The sequence below is a fragment of the Enteractinococcus helveticum genome (assembly GCF_020742345.1).
Taxonomy (GTDB): Bacteria; Actinomycetota; Actinomycetes; order Actinomycetales; family Micrococcaceae; genus Yaniella; species Yaniella helvetica_A.
In genome coordinates this window covers 44,870-62,539 of sequence record NZ_DYXC01000084.1, presented here as the reverse complement: position 1 = coordinate 62,539, position 17,670 = coordinate 44,870, and the positions used below count along the sequence as shown (strand labels likewise).

Below are 17,670 nucleotides of genomic sequence, written 5' to 3'. Positions count from 1 at the left end.
ATGCTTGACGTCACTCATATCGAATATACTCCGAGAACCTCACCGCTGCTGGCCGGTGAACACGCCATCCACGGCGCGGTCGCAGCCGATTCGATAGACGCCTGGGTTGCCGGACACTACGGCCAACCTAACCAAGAACAGCGTGCGCTGGCCAATGGCCAGGCTGTCGTGGACCTCTCGCACTACGGCATTGTTACCATCACCGGGGCCGACCGCCTGAACTTGCTACACACGCTGACGACTCAAAACTTCCAGGGCCTGATCTCCCCGATTGACACCGAAGCCCTGTTTTTGGATCTGCGCGGCCGCATCGAGATCGCCGTCAAGGCCCATGACGACGGCGAGACCACATACCTGATCACCGAACCGACAATGAATGCTAGCTTGGTCGACTGGTTGACCCGCATGCAATTCGCTGCCCGGGTTGAGATCACCGATCGCACTGGCGAGTTAGCATTACTTGGCGCAACCGATGAGATCCCCGGCCTGGATACCCCCGTGTGGGTCGACCCCTGGCCCGGCATTGTTGCCGGTGGTTACGCTTACACCCCTGATCCGGCTGATCACCCCGCTGTACACGAAAACTACGCCTGGCGGCTCTATATTCTTGACGCCGATGCGCTGGTCGAAACTGTCACCAACCTGCCAGATGGTTTCCGGCTTGCCGGTACGATGGCCTCCGAAGCTTTGCGCATCGCAGCGGGACGTCCCCGACAACTGGTCGATACCGACGATCGTTCCATCCCACACGAACTCGACTGGCTGCGTACCGCAGTCCACCTCGACAAGGGATGCTATAAGGGACAAGAAACCGTGGCACGCGTTCACAACCTGGGTCACCCACCTCGGCGCCTCGTTGGGCTGCTGATCGACGGATCCGTTCACGGTCTGCCCGAAGCCGGCGCCGATATTATCCTGCGCCCTGAGACCGCAGACCCCGAAACCATGGCCGCTGCCCGGTCCATTGGAACCCTGAAATCCGTGGCTATGCATCACGAAATGGGAGCCATTGGAACCGCAATTATCCGTCGCAATACCGACCCTGAAGCACAACTGATCATCCGCGAAACTCCGCCCGAAGACGCCGAGGATACTGCACCAAACTTCACAGCAGCATCCCAGGAGATCCTCACCTCACCGGCAGCGGGCAAAGTCGTCGGACGCGTTCAAGGACTCAAAGACCTCCGACGCCGCTAAGCAAACATCACGCTGGTTCGATAGCCAGAGAGGATGAACCCGACGTCGTTGGCCATTTTTTCTCCGATTTCATCACCTACCGGGGTGACCCACTGGGGGATGAAACCATCAAACATACACTCTTCGGCGACTCGGGCCAGCATAAACGTCCCATAGCCTTTTGTGCGTTGGGCTTCCGCGACCAGAACGGCCAATTGGCCCACCGTATCAGAAAACACATCATAGCCGGCAGCAGCAATTGGTTCGGAGTGCTCACCAAACGCTGAGACCGTAAAATAATGATCCAGCGCATCCAACGGCTGTGCCACGATATCGTCAGGTGGACAGGCCGCTTCCAGACGTCGAATATCCTTGCTATGTGAAGTGACATTGAGCTGAGCATCCTCGTAGTACGGGATGTCTTCGGCGTAGTAGAGCACCTCTTCACCCAGCGAGCGTGCCCCAGCTGCATAGCCTAGCTGCAGCATGGTGGATTCTTGGACCAGAACGTCGTCATCAATATTACGGGCTGCATCAAGGAACCAGGTGGGACCGTACAGTAGCGAAATATTGAACAGCTGGATGAAGGTGGCAGTGTTAGGATCCCAGTCTGTCAGATCGTGTTCTGCAGCGATTTCGAATCGTCGGATTTGTGAAGGGTCATGATTGGCGCGATGCAGGGCATGAGCCTCAACGTCCAACGAATTTGCCCAGGCCGCTAAGACAAGATTCTGATTAGCATTCGATAACCCAGGCGAATTGAGATAATGACTCGACAAGGGGTGCCTCCAGGAGAAATGGCAACGTAGTTGCTCGCATTGGCTGCGAGCATCATCCCTCCAGCATAACCGGATGTTGTTTCACATCACAGCGTTGCTGGTCGCTTCCGGATTCCACCGCCCGCGTACGGGCAGCGATTGACGAATTGACAAAGTATCCATAAAAAGTGTTGACCGTCACATTAAAGTCGTTTAGTCTTTCCATTTAGTGATATATCTCACCTGAGTTGATTGATATATCAGTAATTTACGATACGGAGTAGACACTTTCACATGAACACCATTACACGAGGTAAGAAAACCCACCTGTTTTCCACGGAACGATCAAGCGCTTTGCGCGTGATGACCTACGCGGGTGCCATCATGGCATTCCTTATTGGTTCAGGCTTTGCAACTGGCCAAGAAGTCATGCAGTACTTTGCCGCATATGGTTTCTGGGGCGTGTTCGGCACCGGACTTCTCGTGCTGGCCCTCATCAGTTTTGTTTCTATCCAGTTTCTGACGGTTGGCCAACGCGAGCAATTCAGCAAGCCGTCACAAATTTTTGAGTATTATGCCGGCAAGTACATTGGGAAGTTCTTTGACTATTTCTCCATCTTGTTTGTCTTCCTGTCCTTCACCGTGATGGTGGCCGGTGCTGGTGCAGTCTTTGATGAGCATTACAATCTACCAACCTGGATTGGCGGTTTTGGACTGACAGTTCTGGTGGCACTGACGGTATGGTTTGGCCTGAACTCCTTGGTTGATGTCATCGGAAAAATTGGACCGCTGATAGTCCTCATCGCTATTGGTTTGGGCATTGTGGGCATCATCAACGCGGAGACTGGGATCCTGGCAGGCAACGACCTGGTCGCAGATCTAGCCATCCAACAGGCATCGAATCACTGGATTACTGCTGCCCTGAGTTACGTTGGGTTCTGTATGCTCTGGTTGGCCGCATTTCTGACGGCACTGGGTAAAACCGTGCCAACTCAGCGTGAAGCGCGCGCTGGTGGCTTGACTGGCGGTGTCGTCTTTGCGCTATCGTGCATCATCGTTGGCCTGGGTCTGTTAGCAAATATTGAACGTGTTGCCGGCATGCAAATCCCGATGCTGGTATTAGCCAGTGACATCGCACCACTAGTCGCCTCCTTGATCTCCCTAATGATTCTTGCCGGGATTTACACCACGGCGATTCCACTGCTCTGGACCGTGTCGTCACGCTTCTTCCCTGACGGCACCAAGAAGTATAAATACCTCACAATCTTCCTTGCGCTGCTGGGCACGGTCATCGGATTATGGTTGCCATTTGATGAGATGGTCAACATCGTTTACGTGCTCAACGGTTATGTGGGCGCCGTTTTGCTTGCGATCATGGTTGTTGTGACAATCTGGAAATGGGCAGCACGCCGCCGCACGATCGCACATGAAACTCCTGCAGACCTGCCCCTATGAAACGCTAGTCGACTGGCAAGGTGTTGTGGGATGCAGATGCTAAGCATCCCGCAACACTGCTGAGAGAAACTGTTGAGTCCGTTCATGTGATGGGTTGGTGAAGATCGTCTCGGGATCGGAGCTCTCGATGATCTTGCCGCCATCGAGCATCATCACACGATGCGAAACGTCGCGAGCAAAACTCATCTCGTGCGTCACGATCAGCATGGTGACATCTGTTGTAGCGGCCACATCTCGCAAAACTTGCAGCACATCGACGACAACTTCCGGGTCCAGAGCCGAGGTCACCTCATCTAGCAAGAGGATTTCTGGATCCATGGCCAATGCGCGAGCGATTGCGACACGTTGTTGCTGTCCGCCAGATAGCGCCGTCGGGTGAGAGTCGGCTTTGTCCGGCAGACCGACTTGCTCCAGGAGCTGGTGTGCACGTTCAACAGCATCGCGTTTGGCTATTCCTAAGACATGAATCGGTGCTTCGATGATATTTTCGAGCACCGTCATGTTGGGAAACAGATTGAATTGCTGAAACACCATGCCGATTCGAGTGGTCAGCTGTTTTTGTTGACGTTTTGATACTGGAACGCGCTTTCCGTTGCGTTGCTCGTAAACTAGCGGTTCACCATCGATAAAGATATAACCACCGGTCAGCTCCGCCAGCGTCATCACCAATCGCAAGATAGTCGTCTTGCCAGACCCTGACGGGCCAATCAGCGTGACACGTTCTCCACGGTCTATCGTGAAACTGAGATCGTTCAAGACGGTCTTGTCATCGAACTGTTTTTGAACATCTCGAAATTCGATGACCGGAGTGGTTGGGTGAGAATCAGTGTGCGTAGGCAAGACGTTTCTCCAAACGGTTAACGAGGACTGCGGTGCCGTAGCTGGCGACCAGGAAGATAACCCCTGCAATAGTGATGGTTTCGATATACCGATAAGTGAATCCACCAATTTCCAAGGCGGTGGTCACCATTTCCATGACCGAGATCGCAATGAGGAACGGGGTGTCTTTAAACATCGAGATGGCATAATTTCCCAGTGATGGGACGGTAGATCGCAATGCTTGGGGGATGATGACCCGTCGCCATGTTCGTCCAACCGGTAATGATAGCGCGGTGGTCGCTTCCCATTGACCGGTGGGCACCGAATCAATGCCAGCCCGATATACCTCCGACATGTACGTTGAATAATGCACCCCATAGACCACTAGTGCGATGGTCATAGGCTCCATCCACACAAAGCCATAGAAGACCACAAGTAGCTGGACAACGATGGGTGTCATCCGGATAAAGTTCGCAATCCAGGTGACGAGCCAGGAAAGCGGTTTGGGCAATACGCGGATGAGGATAGCAATGATCAGACCCAAGACAGCTGCGATCAGCGTTCCCACCACAGTGACCAGTAGTGTGACTTGAAAAAAGGATCGCAACATTTCGGGAAGGACTTCCCAAGCAAAATCCCACCGCCAGAAACTCGTGGTGTCATCAATATCTGGTGCTTCCACAGTGGATAATAGTTCACCATGTCGTATCATCGGGCACCTCCGGGGAGTACCGGTGCGGGCTGATCATCGGGTGACTTTTTCGCCGTGGGAATCGGCGACAGAATCTCTCGAAGGCTTGGACCTCTGCCGAGCTTATATTTGGCACGGGCTTCTAATAGACGCATCAGTTGAGTCAAAACCAGGGCGATGAGGAAGTAGACTACCAGTCCGACAACGGCTAGTGCGAAAAACCAGTCCGTGGTCCGACGTAGTTGCAATAGCTCAAAGGTAAATTCGCTCATGCCGATGATATAGACAATGGAACTGCCTTTGAGCAGATGCACCCATAGGTTTGTCAGCGATGGCAACATCAGAGCCCAAGCTTGAGGAAAAATGATCCGACGCATCTTGTGCGGCCACGACATGGATAAAGCAACAGTTGCTTCCCATTGTCCCTGAGGTACCGACGTCAATGAGGCTCGGACGGCTTCTGCCCCATAAGCACCGTAATTAAGAGTCAGCCCAAAAACAGCCACGAGCATGGCTTCGAGACTCGGGCCAAACAGCGGCAAAACATAGAATAACCACATCAATTGTACTAGCAGGGATGTACCCCGGAAGAACTCAATGATAATCCGCGCGGGAATACGCACTAGTACCTTGGCGCTACCGGCCATGAGCCCTAAGATAATTGCCACAATAAATGCCAGCAGGCCGCTGATAACTGTGAGCTGGACAGTAAGTAGCAGGCCATCCCATAATCGAGGGCCGTGCATGATGAGGGCATCTAAGTAATCCATGACAACTCCTCAGTCCCTTCGACTTTCCTTAAACAGGTGTGTGGGGATGAGGACTTATTCCTCGATATTTTGCAGCGCTTCCAGATCACCTGCACAGAGGGCTTCGGCAGTCAAATCTTCAGGCGGAACTTCTGCGTCTGTGAAACCGTACTCTCCAAGAATTTCGCCTAATTCACCGCTAGATTTCAGCTCGGCAAGATGCTCGTTATATTCAGATAGTCTCTCTGTGTCGTCTTGGCGGAACACCGTAGACCCCGCGCCATATTGCAACACACCATCAATTTCTTGAACGAAGGGGTCAGTGACTTCGACGTCATCAGCATCTTCTACCATTTGATTCAGTGAAATCGCAGTCATGGCAAATACATCAGCGCGCCCACCTTGAACCATTTCCAGGCCTTCATCGGCGCTGCCCACTCCCTCATAATCTAATCCCAGATCGGTGGCGTAGCCGGCTTCAATACCCGCGGTGAGGGTCGTCAGGGTAATATCCTCACCACTTTCTTGGGCTTCTAAAACATCATCGAGGTTCTCCACGCCATAAGGGTTGCCGGCCTCGACGACCAATGCGGTGGTATACATGATTTCGGGCTCAGCAAAGGCGGCCTCTTCACAGCGCTCCGGGGTGATGGACATACCTGCTGAAATGGCGTCAAAGCGTTCAGCGTTGAGACCAGGGATCAAATTGTCCCAATCAACTAGCTCCGCCTGAACCTCGTATCCCATCTCGCCAAAGATTCGTTCGGCTAACGCTACAGTGGCTCCGGCGGGGTCGCCATTTTCGTCGAGATATGAGTAGGGGACTTCGCCGGCAATACCGACGGTGATGACATCGCCCGAAGCGGTGTCCTCACCGCTGTCACCGCTGCACGCGGTTAGTGCCAGAAGTGCTGCGGCTGAAAGTGCCGCAGCTTGTGTTGTTTTTGAGATGTTGCGAACCATAAAAACATAACCCCCTTCAGGTTGCACCGGGTCTCAGGCCGCCGGCTGATGCACGAGGCGGCCAGACACAAGGTGCAGGTCATTCGTGTAGTGACAACAATCAGTGGTCGTTTAGGATGTGGACTACCTTACGGGCCAGGTTCGATAGGCTCAACAGCTCAAGAGCTAAATATCCGAACTTTTTGAAACTTAATGTATTAGCGATCTTGGGGGTCTGACCTGGGTAAAAGGGTATCTCGGCGCCCTGGAAGTGCTCGACAGTGTTGAGATCAGTTCGACGACACTACAAAGCTGCACAGCCACGAGGATCGCATTTGCGTATCGAGCCCTTAGTTTATTCGGGCATCCTGCAACGAGCGCGCATGTGGTGGCCGCTGGGTGTTGGGGGTCACTGCCTCGGCAGGATCAGAGCCCAGATCGATGATTCGGTTGTGCTCATCGACGTGCACAACATTGGGCTCATAGGTGCGTGCGTCGGCGTCTTGCATCTGGGCATAAGCAATCAAAATGACCAGATCGCCCGGTTTGATGAGATGCGCGGCGGCACCATTAATGCCGATCACGCCGGAACCACGTTCACCGGCGATGGTATAAGTCTCAAGCCGAGCGCCGTTGGTGATATCCACGATCGACACCATCTCGCCTGGCAGGATGTCCGCAGCATCAAGTAGATCCTGGTCCACAGTTACGGAGCCTACATAGTGCAGGTTGGCTTCCGTAACGGTAGCCCGATGGATCTTGGCGTGGAACATGGTACGCAGCATAGGTTCTGCCTCTCAGCGTGTATTGAAAAAAGGTTGCTGGCGCGGTAGCCAAAGTCTCAGTGTACTCGGTTGTATTAATGTCGAATCGGTCACTTTTATTCCCACGAGGAAACACGGCACAGGCGGTTAGGTCGGTGGGGTGATGCGATAGACGTCGTCGGCCAGGGCATCAATATCTGCTTGATGATGCGTCACCAGGACGGTGGTGACCCCTTGCAGCACGTCAGCCAACAGTTGGCGGATGGCAGGTGCGGTGTGCGCATCGAGTGCTGCCAGTGGTTCATCGAGGAGGACGAGTCGCGGCTTTGATGCAAGTACCCGGGCAATGGCTACACGCTGAGCCTGTCCGCCCGATAGTTGATGTGGTTTGCGTTTGCCGTACCCGGACAGGCCAACGCGTTGCAACCATTCTTCGGCTTTGTCTTTGCGAGCTTTTCGACCGGTGATACTAGCCCGATGCATGCCGTACATGATGTTGTCCAGGGCCGATAAATGGGGGAATAGGTGAGGATCCTGCGAAAGATATCCGATGCCCCGGCGCGCTGCAGGAATCCACACCTTGGGTCGTTGTGCTGGAATCGAGCAATCAAATAGCACCGTACCATCAAGGCGTGCTGTACCGACGTCCGGCATTAACCAACCGGCAATTGCCATAAGCGTCGTGGTTTTTCCAGCACCATTGGGACCAACCAGCGTCATAATATCACCGTGAGAAACCTCGAAGGCCAGCTCTACGTTGCGTTGTGTCACGGTGAGTTCAACGGTCAGACCCGAGTGTTTTGTATGGTTCATGCGCATGCTGGAGTCAACCTACTTATTTTGGGCTGTTGGTCTGAAGTATGCGACCGCGATGACCATAACCGCAACACAAATGAGTACTAGCGACAGTGCAACGGCGGACTCAGGATCTGTTTCACGGGCCAGATAAATCTCCAACGGCATAGTTCGGGTGGTGCCTTGTAGAGAACCAGCAAAGGTGATGGTGGCGCCGAATTCTCCTAATGCTCGCGCAAAGGTCAGCACCGCCCCGGATATCAGGCCCGGGCGGAGCAATGGGATGGTGATGGTCCAAAATGTTCGCCATTTAGACGAGCCAAGTGATTGTGCTACACGTTCATAGTGTTCCCCGGATGAGGCCAGGTGGGCTTCCAGGCTTGTCACCATAAATGGTAGTGCGACAAATATTTGGGCCAGCACGACGGCGGCAGTGGTGAAGGCAATGTCTATGCCGAGGGCTTCCAGGTGCTCACCGATGAGTCCACGGCGTCCAAAGGCTTCGGTGAGTACGATACCGGCCACAACCGGGGGGATTACCAGAGGGACAAGTACTACTGATCGTACTAGGGTGCGACCAGGGAAGTTCGTACGAGCTAATACCAGTGCCAGTGGCACACCTAACAACACGCAGATGATGGTGGCAATGGTCGCTGTACGCAGAGATAGCCATAGGGCATCTAGTGCCGATTGACTGGTGAGCAATTCTGGTAGGTCCGACCAGGTGATCCCGGCAAGTAGTGCGATAAAGGGGATAATAAAGAACGCCCCGGCAAGCAGTGCTACGGCAATAGTTGCAGTAGGTATGCCGGCAGACAGGGTCTGGCGAGTTCGAACGCTGGCTGTTGGCTTCGTGGTAGTCATGTGTGACGACTCGTGGCTTTACGGCGCGGAGAAGCCATTGGCCGCCAGGGTGGCTTGGCCAAGATCAGAGTACACGAACTCAATGAACGCTTCGGCAGCTTCAGGATGTTCAGAGTTTGACGTGCGGGCGATCGGGTAATGATTCAATTCTGCATCAGCCCCCTCAATATCGAAGACTTCGACCTCATCTGCCGCAAGCGCAGCATCCGTTGTATAAACCAAACCGGCATCAGCCTGGCCCGAACGGACCTTGCCCAAAACATCCGAAACTTGTTGTTCTTCAGACACGGGGTTCAACGTGATCCCAGCTGCTTCAGCCAACGTCTGGGACAGTGCTCCACAAGGCACCTGTGGCGCACAGATAACCAGGTTCGCACCGTCGGCGTTGGCATCTTCCAGCGTGGAAATGTTTTCCGGGTTATCTTCCGGAACGATGCCCACTAACTTATTGGACGCAAATAGGCCACGGGAGTCGACGTCGATGAGGTTTGCCTCCTGGGCTTTGTCCATATTTGCTTCATCAGCTGTAGCAACTACATCGGCAGGTGAACCCGCTTCGAGGTTTTGGACCAGTGTGGAAGATCCTGCGAAGTTGAAATCAATGGAGATGTTTGGATGTTCTGCCGCGAATTGTTCGGAAATCTCCTCGAAAGCCTTTTGCAGGGAAGCTGCAGCTAAGACATTTAGGGTAATTTCTGCTTCGGCTGCTGGTGCTGATTCAGAGTCTGGACGATCCGTGTGAGAAGAACCAGAACTGCAGCCGGTCATGGCCAAGGCGATGGCAGCTGTAATCGTGAGGATCGTCCGTTTCATGATGATAGTCCCGTTGTCTCGATGATGACATTGGTTGCTTTGACAGTTGCGATCGCCGGGGAGCCAACTTCGAGTCCGAGTTCTTGGACTGCTTCAGTGGAGATTAGGGAGACAAGTCGAAATGGACCACACTGCAGCTCGATTTGGGACATGACCTTGTCGGAGACAATCTTGGTCACGAGTCCATTGAGCTTATTTCGTGCCGAGGAGGTCAGTTCACCTGGAACAGGTGATCGACCCTGTGCTGCCGCTTGGGCCAGAGCTGCAACATCAGCCCCAGAGACCACTTGCCGACCGGTCTCATCGGTCGTTGCAGCGAGCTTTCCATTCGTGATCCAGCGGCGGACGGAGTCATCTGAGACGCCCAAATATCCAGCAGCTTCTGATATTCGCAAATACGCCATAGATTCTTAGTCTATGGCGTATTTGCGAAAGAAGTAAGCCGTCTGACCCGCAGATGCGGAAGAAGCTATCCGTTGATCAGTTTTTGAATGCGGGAAACGCCTTCGATGAGATCATCTAGGCCTAGAGCATAGGAAAGGCGGAGGTATCCGGTCTTGCCGAACGCTTCACCGGGGACAACAGCGACCTGGGCTTTCTCTAAAATAACCTCGCCAAGTTCTGCAGAGGTTTCAACGTATTGGCCGGCAATTTCTTTGCCGAGGGCCTGCGTTACGTCAACATATGCGTAGAAAGCGCCCTTGGGTGTCGGACAATTGAAGCCCTCGATCTCATTGAGCATACTGACCATAGTCTTGCGGCGTTCATCAAACGCTTTCAACATCTCTTTGACGGCATCCAATGGGCCGGACACCGCAGCAAGGGCAGCCTTTTGGGCAATGTTATTAACATTAGACGTCACGTGTGACTGCAAAGTTGAGGCCGCTTTGATGATATCGGCCGGCCCAATCATCCAGCCAACACGCCAGCCGGTCATAGCATAGGTCTTTGCCACACCGTTGAGGATAATCGTCTGGTTCACCAGCCCAGGTACTGCTTTCAAGATGGGGGTGAATACCGCTTCGTCATAAACTAGGTGCTCGTAAATTTCATCAGTGATAACCCAGATCCCGTTATCTAGTGCCCACTGGCCGATAGCCTCGGTTTCTTCTGGGGTGTATACCGAGCCGGTTGGGTTTGAAGGCGATACGAATACCAACGCTTTAGTGTTCTTGGTGCGAGCTGCTTCAAGCTGGTCAACGGTGACCTTGTAGTCGGCTTCGGCGCCAGCAAAGACATCAACCGGGGTACCGCCGGCCAACTTAATCGCTTCAGGGTAGGTAGTCCAATACGGTGCAGGTAAGAGAATTTCGTCGGTTGGATCAACGATTGCAGCAAACGCGTTGTACACAGCCTGTTTACCGCCGTTGGTGACTATCACTTGGGAAGCATCGACTTCAATGCCGGAATCACGCAGTGTTTTATCAGCAATGGCCTGGCGCAAATCGGGGAGGCCAGCAGCAGGGGTGTAGCGGTGGTTTGCTGGATCAACGACAGCTTCCTTGGCGGCTTCAACAATGTAATCCGGGGTTGGGAAATCGGGCTCTCCGGCGCCGAAACCAATGACCGGCTCGCCAGCTGCTTTGAGCTGTTTGGCCTTGGCAGTGATCGCAAGCGTTGCAGATTCAGGTATCGCTTGAAGTCGGACAGAAACACGGCGTGCTGGTTCAACCATAGGTGGTCTAGGCCTTTCGACGAGTTGCTCACGTCAAGCGCGAGGAGAAGAAGTAATCGATGGGGTAATCGTACTGCACTATCGGCTTGAACAAGGGAATTGTTGATAACCGAAACCGGTCGTAAACCATAACGACGTCGCCGATTTGTCGTCTTGGTCTGCATTGGCTATGATTGGACTCTGGTGTAGGTCGCTCACCAGTTTTTGTGTGCGATCAACCCTAGGGCAGTGGCGCAATTGGTAGCGCAACGGTCTCCAAAACCGTAGGTTGCAGGTTCGAGTCCTGTCTGCCCTGCGCATGAGGTTCGAAGGAATCGAAGAACCTATCAGCACAATCATTGTGAGCGAGGATTAGTGAGCAAGACATCGTCATCTCGATCCGCTGAAAAGCGTGGGTTTTTTGCTCGGATCATGATGTTCCTGCGCCAAGTGGTCGACGAGATGCGTAAGGTGGTCACCCCGACCCGCCAAGAACTCGTCAAAATGACTGGCGTGGTCTTGGTCTTCGTTGTCATTGTGATTGGACTGGTGAGCCTGCTCGACTGGCTGTTCGGTATGGGTGCATCCTGGGTATTCGGTAGTTCTGACGGCCTCTAAAAACTTCACATATATCGCGGGGCGCTTCCCGTTGTGAAGATGTCAGTAAACACCCGTGATTGACCGTTGAGAAAGCAGGAGACCTAGTGTCGGAGAACGAACTCGACCCAAACATCGACTCCAGCGACGTTGAAGAGACCAACGAGCTGGTAGAAGATGTCAATGACGACGTCGCAGACGAGCTACAGGAACCAGCTGAAGCAGCGGGCGATGTAGAAAACACCGTAGAAGAACCAGCTTTTGATGAAGACGGCGACCCCGATGAGATAGCGGTTCGCGCCCCAGCGGACGTTGCTGAAGACATCGCCGAAGAAGAACTCATTGAAGAAGCCACCGCTGACGTCGATACGCCAGAAGAACCCGCGGTCAAAGATTCAGAGCAAGTCGCCGAGGAGCTGCGGTCTCGCCTGCGTCGTGCACCGGGTGAATGGTACGTCGTCCACACATATTCAGGTTATGAGCGCCGTGTAAAGGCCAACCTAGAAACACGTATCCAGACCCTCGAAGTTGAAGACGACATTTACGAAATTGAAGTTCCGATGGAGGAAGTCGTCGAGATCAAGAACACCGTGCGCAAGGTTATTAATCGCGTACGGGTGCCAGGTTACGTGCTAGTCCGCATGGAAATGACCGAAGATGCTTGGGCAGCCGTGCGGCACACTCCAGGTGTCACTGGATTTGTCGGCAACGCATATGATCCAGTCCCGCTGTCACAGCAGGAAGTCTTTGACATGCTGGCACCATCGTTGCTGCAAGAGGCAGCCAAAGAAGCTGAAAAAGCTGGCGCACCACTTACCGGCGAAGCAGCCGAAGAAGTGGCACCACAGGTTTCCGTGGACTTCGAAGTTGGTGATTCGGTCACTGTCAAGGAAGGTCCATTCGAATCTCTGCCAGCAACCATTTCTGAGGTCAAGCTTGAATCTCGTCAGCTGGTCGTGCTCGTGACAATCTTCGAACGTGAAACCCCTGTAACCCTTGGCTTCCACGAAGTTTCCAAGGTTGAATAACTAGATACCAGACTTCACTTCAAGCCCGAAACGCTTTGTTCGGGCTTGTGGTGTCCAGATCACCGCGCCACGGTGATCGCCCCGTTGTCCACGCTCCTGTGGACAACGTTATCCGAAGTAGAAAAGGACCCAAAAAATGGCCCCGAAGAAAAAGGTCACCGGTCTGATTAAACTCCAGATCGAAGCAGGTGCAGCATCACCTGCTCCACCAGTTGGCCCAGCACTTGGCCAACACGGTGTTAACATGATGGAGTTCGTCAAGGCCTACAACGCTGAGACAGAATCCATGCGCGGCAACATCGTTCCGGTAGAAATTACCGTGTACGAAGACCGTTCGTTCACTTTCATTACCAAAACCCCTCCTGCATCCCAGCTGATCAAAAAAGCTGCTGGTGTAGCAAAAGGTTCAGGTACTCCTCACACTGCCAAAGTTGGCAAGATCACCACGGCGCAGGCCGCAGAAATCGCTGAAACCAAAATGCGTGACCTCAATGCCAACGACATTGAAGCGGCAACCAAAATCATCGCCGGAACTGCCCGCTCCATGGGTATCACCGTCGAAGGTTAACCCCCAAACCTTTCTCGAAAATTCGTGGTAGGGCCGAGCGCGGTCCGTTGACACCACAACTGCATAAGGAGAACAAGCAGATGGCAAAGCGCAGCAAAGCATATAGAGCAGCCGCGGCGAAAATTGAAGATCGCCTGTACGCACCAGCTGAAGCAATCGCGTTAGCAAAAGAAACCAACCCGTCCCAACGCGATACCACCGTAGAAGTCGCAATGCGCCTGTCGGTAGACCCACGTAAAGCTGACCAGATGGTCCGTGGTACCGCAAACCTACCTCACGGTACCGGTAAAACCGCTCGTGTGGTCGTGTTCGCAACCGGTGAGAATGCCACCGCCGCTGAAGAAGCCGGCGCCGACTATGTTGGTTCCGATGACCTGGTAGAACGCATCCAGGGCGGCTGGACTGATTTCGATGCAGCCGTTGCATCCCCAGACATGATGGGCCTCGTTGGTCGCCTTGGTAAAATCCTGGGGCCACGTAACCTCATGCCAAACCCACGTACCGGTACGGTGACCCCGAACGTGGCGCAGGCAGTCAAAGACATCAAGGGCGGCAAAATCGACTTCCGCGTCGACCGGCACGCCAACCTGCACTTCATTATCGGTAACACCAGCTTCACTGCTGAACAGCTCACCGAAAACTTCGCAACCGCTCTAGACGAAATCATCCGTCTGAAACCATCCGCCGCCAAGGGCCGCTACATCACCAAATCAACTGTAGCCACCACCTTCGGTCCTGGAGTTCAGATCGATCCAAACGTCACCCGCGTACTCGCAGAAGAAGACTAAAGCGTTACCCAACCCGATTGGGTAGTACGTAGCGAAGCAGGCCAGGGTTTTCTCTGGCCTGCTTTGTCATTAAAGTAGGGGTTCCAGAACCATCAGGTCCTGGAACCGCGCCGTGTAGATTTCTTGGCCACTACTGGGTTGCAAAGAACACAGACTCACCAAATAGACCCGGTGAGACCTTCAACGTGCCATCTGCGATTTCCTCCTCTGGCACCTCAAGGGCAATGTTGCCGGTAACAGAGGCCCCTTCGTAAAGTGTCTCCAACGAATCGAAGCTATCAGGAGCCACCAGCAGAGCATCATGGCTAGCAAACGAGTTACCGCCTGCTGAGACGTATTCCACGCTGACCCAGGGAGTGTCGCCTTCGGGATTCGTTCCGGTATAGGTCGCACTGACTTCCACCATGATGTAGGTGTTGCCATCAGCTGGAGCATCATTTAACGGATTCTCAGCCATAATGGCATCCGTAGCGTTGAGATCAACACTATTGATCGTCACATCCCACTCGGAATCACTAACCGTCGATCCTATGGGTAACGGATTGTCACGTGACCCCTCCTCAGCTTGATTGGTTTGTGCCGGATCAGTAGCTTCGTCATCTGTCACGAGGTCTTCAAGCTCTTGCACCTCGTCCCCATTGGTCGGGGACTGAATGTGTATTTCTTCATTGAATGCCTCATCGAACGCAGAACCGACCACGCCGATAAAGACGATCATGCCGATAATGGTGCCAACGATTGAAACAATCAACGCGGCGATGCCATGACCACGTTTTTGGTTCTTCATAAACAACGAGACGATAGACAAGACAAAGGCAATGGGCAGGAAGACCCAGCCTAGAATCATTGCCCCTGGAATCACCGCAAATATTGCGCCAACTATTGCAGCTACCAGAGCAATAATTCCCACCGTATTGCGCGACTTAGGCGGCTGCTGGGGTGGTTGGACCGGACGTATATCGGTATCGGTTGTCATAGCGACCTTTCGAATTGGTGTGAGGAAATCTGGACATATCTCACGGTATGAATAATGCCAAGATCTACGTACCGCTTAGCGGGTACAACCTGATACCCGATCGGGTATGCGCTATTGACCGAAAGTGTGAATGCTTGCCCGAACACGGCGGCTAAACTGGCTTATCATGACGGCAACGACGAAAAAGAACCGCTGGTGGTCGATACTGGCCCAAACGGTGGCAATCTCCGCGATGATGTTCACCGGGTTTTTGGTGAGCATGCTGGCGATACTTACCGCCCCGGAAAACTTTGCCGACGTCGCTCAGATGGAGCTTTCTGATCTGGGTGCAATTCGTTTCCTAATCGCCATCCTGTTGTTGCTCTTCATCCCCTGGTACCGGAAAATCCCTTTGGTTTTGATGATCGCGGGCGGTTTCTATGCCGTGATCATTCAAGGCGATCCATATGTCATGGCTATTGGACTCACCGTGTGGATGGTGCGCGCAGAACACCGGTGGCAGTGGATCGTAGCCGGAGCAAGCTTGTTCGGGATCGTCATCAACATTGGATGGCACATCCTTGCATTGCTTAGGATGCCCGACGGTGCCGCGGCTCAGGCCTATATTGTTGCTGTATTAACCGTTGGCTTTCTTGCAGTGGCGATTGTGCTGGCAACTTCCATATTGACGCGACAACGCCGTCGTATTGAACAGGCTGATGCGACGGTCGAAGCCGTGGAACACGATCGAGACACTATCTCTACCCAGATGACACGACAAACAGAACGTGAGCACTTGGCACGGGAAGTCCATGACACACTGGCCCAACGGCTCACGGCATTATCGTTACAGACCGGTCAGATGCAAAACCAGCTGGCGCAATATCCTGATGCTGATCTGTCGACAGCGCTGAAAGCAACGAAACAATATTCAGATCAAGCGTTAAGAGACTTGCGCAACCTTGTTAGTACGTTGCGTGAACACGGCGAGGAAGAAACTGCCGTTCCATCTGTAGCGCCCGATGGATTCCACGACCTCAAAAGACTGTTCGATGATGCCTCTGACCAAGGGCTTGTCCTATATCCGCTTATTGTGCTCAATGGCTATGACACTGCACCTGATGAACTGCAGCGTGCAGTGGTGCGCATTACCCAAGAAGCTCTGACAAATGTGATGCGGCACAGTCCAGATCAGACAGTCCAGCTGCGTTTCGAAGGGCAACCAGGGGAGGGGTTGCTGATGGAATTTATGAACCGTCGTGATACACAAGCCCAATTCGACGGGGGTAGTGGTACAGGGGTACTCGGTATTACTGAACGTGCTGCGCTCCTTGGTGGAAATGCTCACGCAGAATTTCTCCCAGAACATTTTCGTCTCACCGTGCGGCTTCCGTGGTTTCAGGAGCCAACAGCCCAGTAACCACCCACCTACGGTGCTAAGCTCTTGTGTGTGGCAATTCAGGTGTTGATCGTAGATGATGAAACGATGACGCTTCGGAATCTGGAAGCGATTATCAAAGCCGACCCCACGCTAAATGTCGCTGGGACAGCCACCAATGCCATTGATGCAATCCAACAAGTTCGCGCTCTACGACCTGACATAGTCCTGATGGATCTATATCTCCCCGGCGAGTTTGACGGCGTGGAGGCCATCCGGCGGATCCAGAACTCTTTCAATCCGCCCAAGATCATCGCAGCTACGAGTTTCGACCTTGAGTCTTACACTCGTGGGGCGCTCGAAGCTGGTGCAGTCGGGTTCATCTTGAAAAATGACGCAGAAACACTGTTGATCCCTGCAATTCATTCGGCAGTCGAGGGGGATCCCATTGTCTCTCCACAAACCACTGTCCGACTGATCCGAAGTTTTCTCCAGCCGACGACGGCACCAGAAATCGTCCGAGCACGCGAACGCATTCGTTCCCTATCCGACCGAGAACTCCAAGTGGCCCACTTGATTGGACACGGCAAAGTTTATAAACAGATAGCCGCTGAACTGAATATCGCACCAGATACAGTGAAATCTACTGTTACCAGGGCGATGCAGAAGACCGGGGCTGACAATGGCGCCCAGTTAGCGTTCTTCGTTGGGCAGGCTCGTTTGGACATGGACGAGGTGCAATAACCCTCGCTCCAGACAGTTTTGTCATCGCTTCACAACATGAGCGGGAGCAGGACGATCGATTTGCCAATTCGAAGTGCACCTGTGTAGGATAATCCATACCGAAGACCGCCGGTCGTATTTACCTGTGTTAAA

General features: G+C 53.4%; 20 protein-coding genes and 1 tRNA gene. 9 read left to right on the top strand and 12 right to left on the bottom strand.

The window, feature by feature from the left end:
• Positions 1–1,197 (top strand): CAF17-like 4Fe-4S cluster assembly/insertion protein YgfZ, encoded by a 1,197-nt coding sequence (ygfZ, locus tag K8V32_RS07980; protein WP_303905531.1) that lies wholly within the window; start codon positions 1–3, stop codon positions 1,195–1,197.
• On the opposite strand, the gene K8V32_RS07975 is transcribed toward ygfZ, so the two are convergent.
• Positions 1,194–1,955, bottom strand: coding sequence for a hypothetical protein (locus tag K8V32_RS07975; RefSeq protein WP_303905528.1), 762 nt, complete (start codon positions 1,953–1,955; stop codon positions 1,194–1,196). The genes ygfZ and K8V32_RS07975 overlap by 4 nt on opposite strands.
• A gap of 273 nt (positions 1,956–2,228) precedes the next feature.
• Here K8V32_RS07975 and K8V32_RS07970 point away from each other — a divergent pair, with 273 nt between their 5' ends.
• A complete protein-coding gene (locus K8V32_RS07970) occupies positions 2,229–3,389 on the top strand; it encodes a YkvI family membrane protein (protein WP_303905525.1) in 1,161 nt (386 codons plus the stop codon).
• Positions 3,390–3,428: 39 nt separating this feature from the next.
• Here the strand turns inward: K8V32_RS07970 and K8V32_RS07965 are convergent, their stop codons facing one another.
• The 10 genes from K8V32_RS07965 to K8V32_RS07920 form a co-directional block, all read right to left on the bottom strand.
• Complete coding sequence (locus K8V32_RS07965; protein ID WP_303905522.1) at positions 3,429–4,229, bottom strand: amino acid ABC transporter ATP-binding protein; 801 nt, start codon at positions 4,227–4,229, stop codon at positions 3,429–3,431.
• A complete protein-coding gene (gene ehuD / locus K8V32_RS07960) occupies positions 4,213–4,920 on the bottom strand; it encodes an ectoine/hydroxyectoine ABC transporter permease subunit EhuD (protein ID WP_303905519.1) in 708 nt (235 codons plus the stop codon). Before ehuD ends, K8V32_RS07965 begins: the two co-directional genes overlap by 17 nt.
• Positions 4,917–5,669: an amino acid ABC transporter permease gene (locus K8V32_RS07955; RefSeq protein WP_303905517.1), complete on the bottom strand. Its 753-nt coding sequence runs from the start codon at positions 5,667–5,669 to the stop codon at positions 4,917–4,919. The genes ehuD and K8V32_RS07955 overlap by 4 nt, the downstream gene beginning before the upstream one ends.
• Positions 5,670–5,723: 54 nt before the next feature.
• Complete coding sequence (locus K8V32_RS07950) at positions 5,724–6,611, bottom strand: transporter substrate-binding domain-containing protein (protein ID WP_303905514.1); 888 nt, start codon at positions 6,609–6,611, stop codon at positions 5,724–5,726.
• Positions 6,612–6,940: 329 nt separating this feature from the next.
• The gene (gene panD, locus K8V32_RS07945; protein ID WP_303905511.1) at positions 6,941–7,375 is read right to left on the bottom strand and encodes an aspartate 1-decarboxylase; all 435 of its coding nucleotides are present in this window, start codon (positions 7,373–7,375) and stop codon (positions 6,941–6,943) included.
• A 126-nt stretch (positions 7,376–7,501) separates the two neighbouring features.
• Positions 7,502–8,167 carry an ABC transporter ATP-binding protein gene (locus K8V32_RS07940; protein WP_303905507.1) on the bottom strand — a complete coding sequence of 222 codons (666 nt, stop codon included), beginning with the start codon at positions 8,165–8,167 and terminating at the stop codon, positions 7,502–7,504.
• Between the two features lie 18 nt (positions 8,168–8,185).
• Entirely contained in the window at positions 8,186–9,013 is an 828-nt protein-coding gene (locus tag K8V32_RS07935; protein ID WP_303905503.1) for an ABC transporter permease, read from the bottom strand.
• Positions 9,014–9,031: 18 nt separating this feature from the next.
• Positions 9,032–9,826 carry a molybdate ABC transporter substrate-binding protein gene (gene modA, locus K8V32_RS07930; protein WP_303905499.1) on the bottom strand — a complete coding sequence of 265 codons (795 nt, stop codon included), beginning with the start codon at positions 9,824–9,826 and terminating at the stop codon, positions 9,032–9,034.
• Positions 9,823–10,230 (bottom strand): TOBE domain-containing protein, encoded by a 408-nt coding sequence (locus K8V32_RS07925; RefSeq protein ID WP_303905496.1) that lies wholly within the window; start codon positions 10,228–10,230, stop codon positions 9,823–9,825. Before K8V32_RS07925 ends, modA begins: the two co-directional genes overlap by 4 nt.
• A gap of 65 nt (positions 10,231–10,295) precedes the next feature.
• Complete coding sequence (locus K8V32_RS07920) at positions 10,296–11,501, bottom strand: pyridoxal phosphate-dependent aminotransferase (RefSeq protein ID WP_303905493.1); 1,206 nt, start codon at positions 11,499–11,501, stop codon at positions 10,296–10,298.
• 222 nt (positions 11,502–11,723) lie between these two features.
• Between K8V32_RS07920 and K8V32_RS07915 the strand changes: the two genes are divergently transcribed.
• From K8V32_RS07915 to rplA, 5 genes are all read left to right on the top strand, one after another.
• A tRNA-Trp gene (locus K8V32_RS07915) sits at positions 11,724–11,796 on the top strand.
• A 116-nt stretch (positions 11,797–11,912) separates the two neighbouring features.
• Positions 11,913–12,098, top strand: coding sequence for a preprotein translocase subunit SecE (gene secE, locus K8V32_RS07910; RefSeq protein ID WP_303905640.1), 186 nt, complete (start codon positions 11,913–11,915; stop codon positions 12,096–12,098).
• An 86-nt stretch (positions 12,099–12,184) separates the two neighbouring features.
• Entirely contained in the window at positions 12,185–13,105 is a 921-nt protein-coding gene (gene nusG / locus K8V32_RS07905) for a transcription termination/antitermination protein NusG (protein WP_303905490.1), read from the top strand.
• A gap of 136 nt (positions 13,106–13,241) precedes the next feature.
• Positions 13,242–13,673, top strand: coding sequence for a 50S ribosomal protein L11 (rplK, locus tag K8V32_RS07900; RefSeq protein WP_303905485.1), 432 nt, complete (start codon positions 13,242–13,244; stop codon positions 13,671–13,673).
• Between the two features lie 80 nt (positions 13,674–13,753).
• Positions 13,754–14,461 carry a 50S ribosomal protein L1 gene (gene rplA, locus K8V32_RS07895; protein WP_303905482.1) on the top strand — a complete coding sequence of 236 codons (708 nt, stop codon included), beginning with the start codon at positions 13,754–13,756 and terminating at the stop codon, positions 14,459–14,461.
• A 130-nt stretch (positions 14,462–14,591) separates the two neighbouring features.
• Here the strand turns inward: rplA and K8V32_RS07890 are convergent, their stop codons facing one another.
• On the bottom strand, positions 14,592–15,437 hold the full coding sequence (locus K8V32_RS07890) for a YybS family protein (protein ID WP_303905479.1): 846 nt from the start codon (positions 15,435–15,437) through the stop codon (positions 14,592–14,594).
• Between the two features lie 166 nt (positions 15,438–15,603).
• Between K8V32_RS07890 and K8V32_RS07885 the strand changes: the two genes are divergently transcribed.
• A complete protein-coding gene (locus K8V32_RS07885) occupies positions 15,604–16,836 on the top strand; it encodes a sensor histidine kinase (protein ID WP_303905476.1) in 1,233 nt (410 codons plus the stop codon).
• 30 nt (positions 16,837–16,866) lie between these two features.
• On the top strand, positions 16,867–17,538 hold the full coding sequence (locus K8V32_RS07880; RefSeq protein WP_303905473.1) for a response regulator transcription factor: 672 nt from the start codon (positions 16,867–16,869) through the stop codon (positions 17,536–17,538).
• Positions 17,539–17,670: the final 132 nt, after the last annotated feature.

Bases quoted from the DNA above. Each gene is read 5' to 3' on its own strand.
- rplA (WP_303905482.1), top strand. From the start codon at position 13,754: ATGGCAAAGCGCAGCAAAGCATATAGAGCAGCCGCGGCGAAAATTGAA.
- panD (WP_303905511.1), bottom strand. From the start codon at position 7,375: ATGCTGCGTACCATGTTCCACGCCAAGATCCATCGGGCTACCGTTACG.
- ehuD (WP_303905519.1), bottom strand. From the start codon at position 4,920: ATGATACGACATGGTGAACTATTATCCACTGTGGAAGCACCAGATATT.
- K8V32_RS07885 (WP_303905476.1), top strand. From the start codon at position 15,604: ATGACGGCAACGACGAAAAAGAACCGCTGGTGGTCGATACTGGCCCAA.
- K8V32_RS07890 (WP_303905479.1), bottom strand. From the start codon at position 15,437: ATGACAACCGATACCGATATACGTCCGGTCCAACCACCCCAGCAGCCG.
- K8V32_RS07920 (WP_303905493.1), bottom strand. From the start codon at position 11,501: ATGGTTGAACCAGCACGCCGTGTTTCTGTCCGACTTCAAGCGATACCT.
- modA (WP_303905499.1), bottom strand. From the start codon at position 9,826: ATGAAACGGACGATCCTCACGATTACAGCTGCCATCGCCTTGGCCATG.
- K8V32_RS07955 (WP_303905517.1), bottom strand. From the start codon at position 5,669: ATGGATTACTTAGATGCCCTCATCATGCACGGCCCTCGATTATGGGAT.
- K8V32_RS07950 (WP_303905514.1), bottom strand. From the start codon at position 6,611: ATGGTTCGCAACATCTCAAAAACAACACAAGCTGCGGCACTTTCAGCC.
- secE (WP_303905640.1), top strand. From the start codon at position 11,913: ATGATGTTCCTGCGCCAAGTGGTCGACGAGATGCGTAAGGTGGTCACC.
- K8V32_RS07970 (WP_303905525.1), top strand. From the start codon at position 2,229: ATGAACACCATTACACGAGGTAAGAAAACCCACCTGTTTTCCACGGAA.
- K8V32_RS07935 (WP_303905503.1), bottom strand. From the start codon at position 9,013: ATGACTACCACGAAGCCAACAGCCAGCGTTCGAACTCGCCAGACCCTG.
- rplK (WP_303905485.1), top strand. From the start codon at position 13,242: ATGGCCCCGAAGAAAAAGGTCACCGGTCTGATTAAACTCCAGATCGAA.
- K8V32_RS07940 (WP_303905507.1), bottom strand. From the start codon at position 8,167: ATGAACCATACAAAACACTCGGGTCTGACCGTTGAACTCACCGTGACA.
- K8V32_RS07925 (WP_303905496.1), bottom strand. From the start codon at position 10,230: ATGGCGTATTTGCGAATATCAGAAGCTGCTGGATATTTGGGCGTCTCA.
- ygfZ (WP_303905531.1), top strand. From the start codon at position 1: ATGCTTGACGTCACTCATATCGAATATACTCCGAGAACCTCACCGCTG.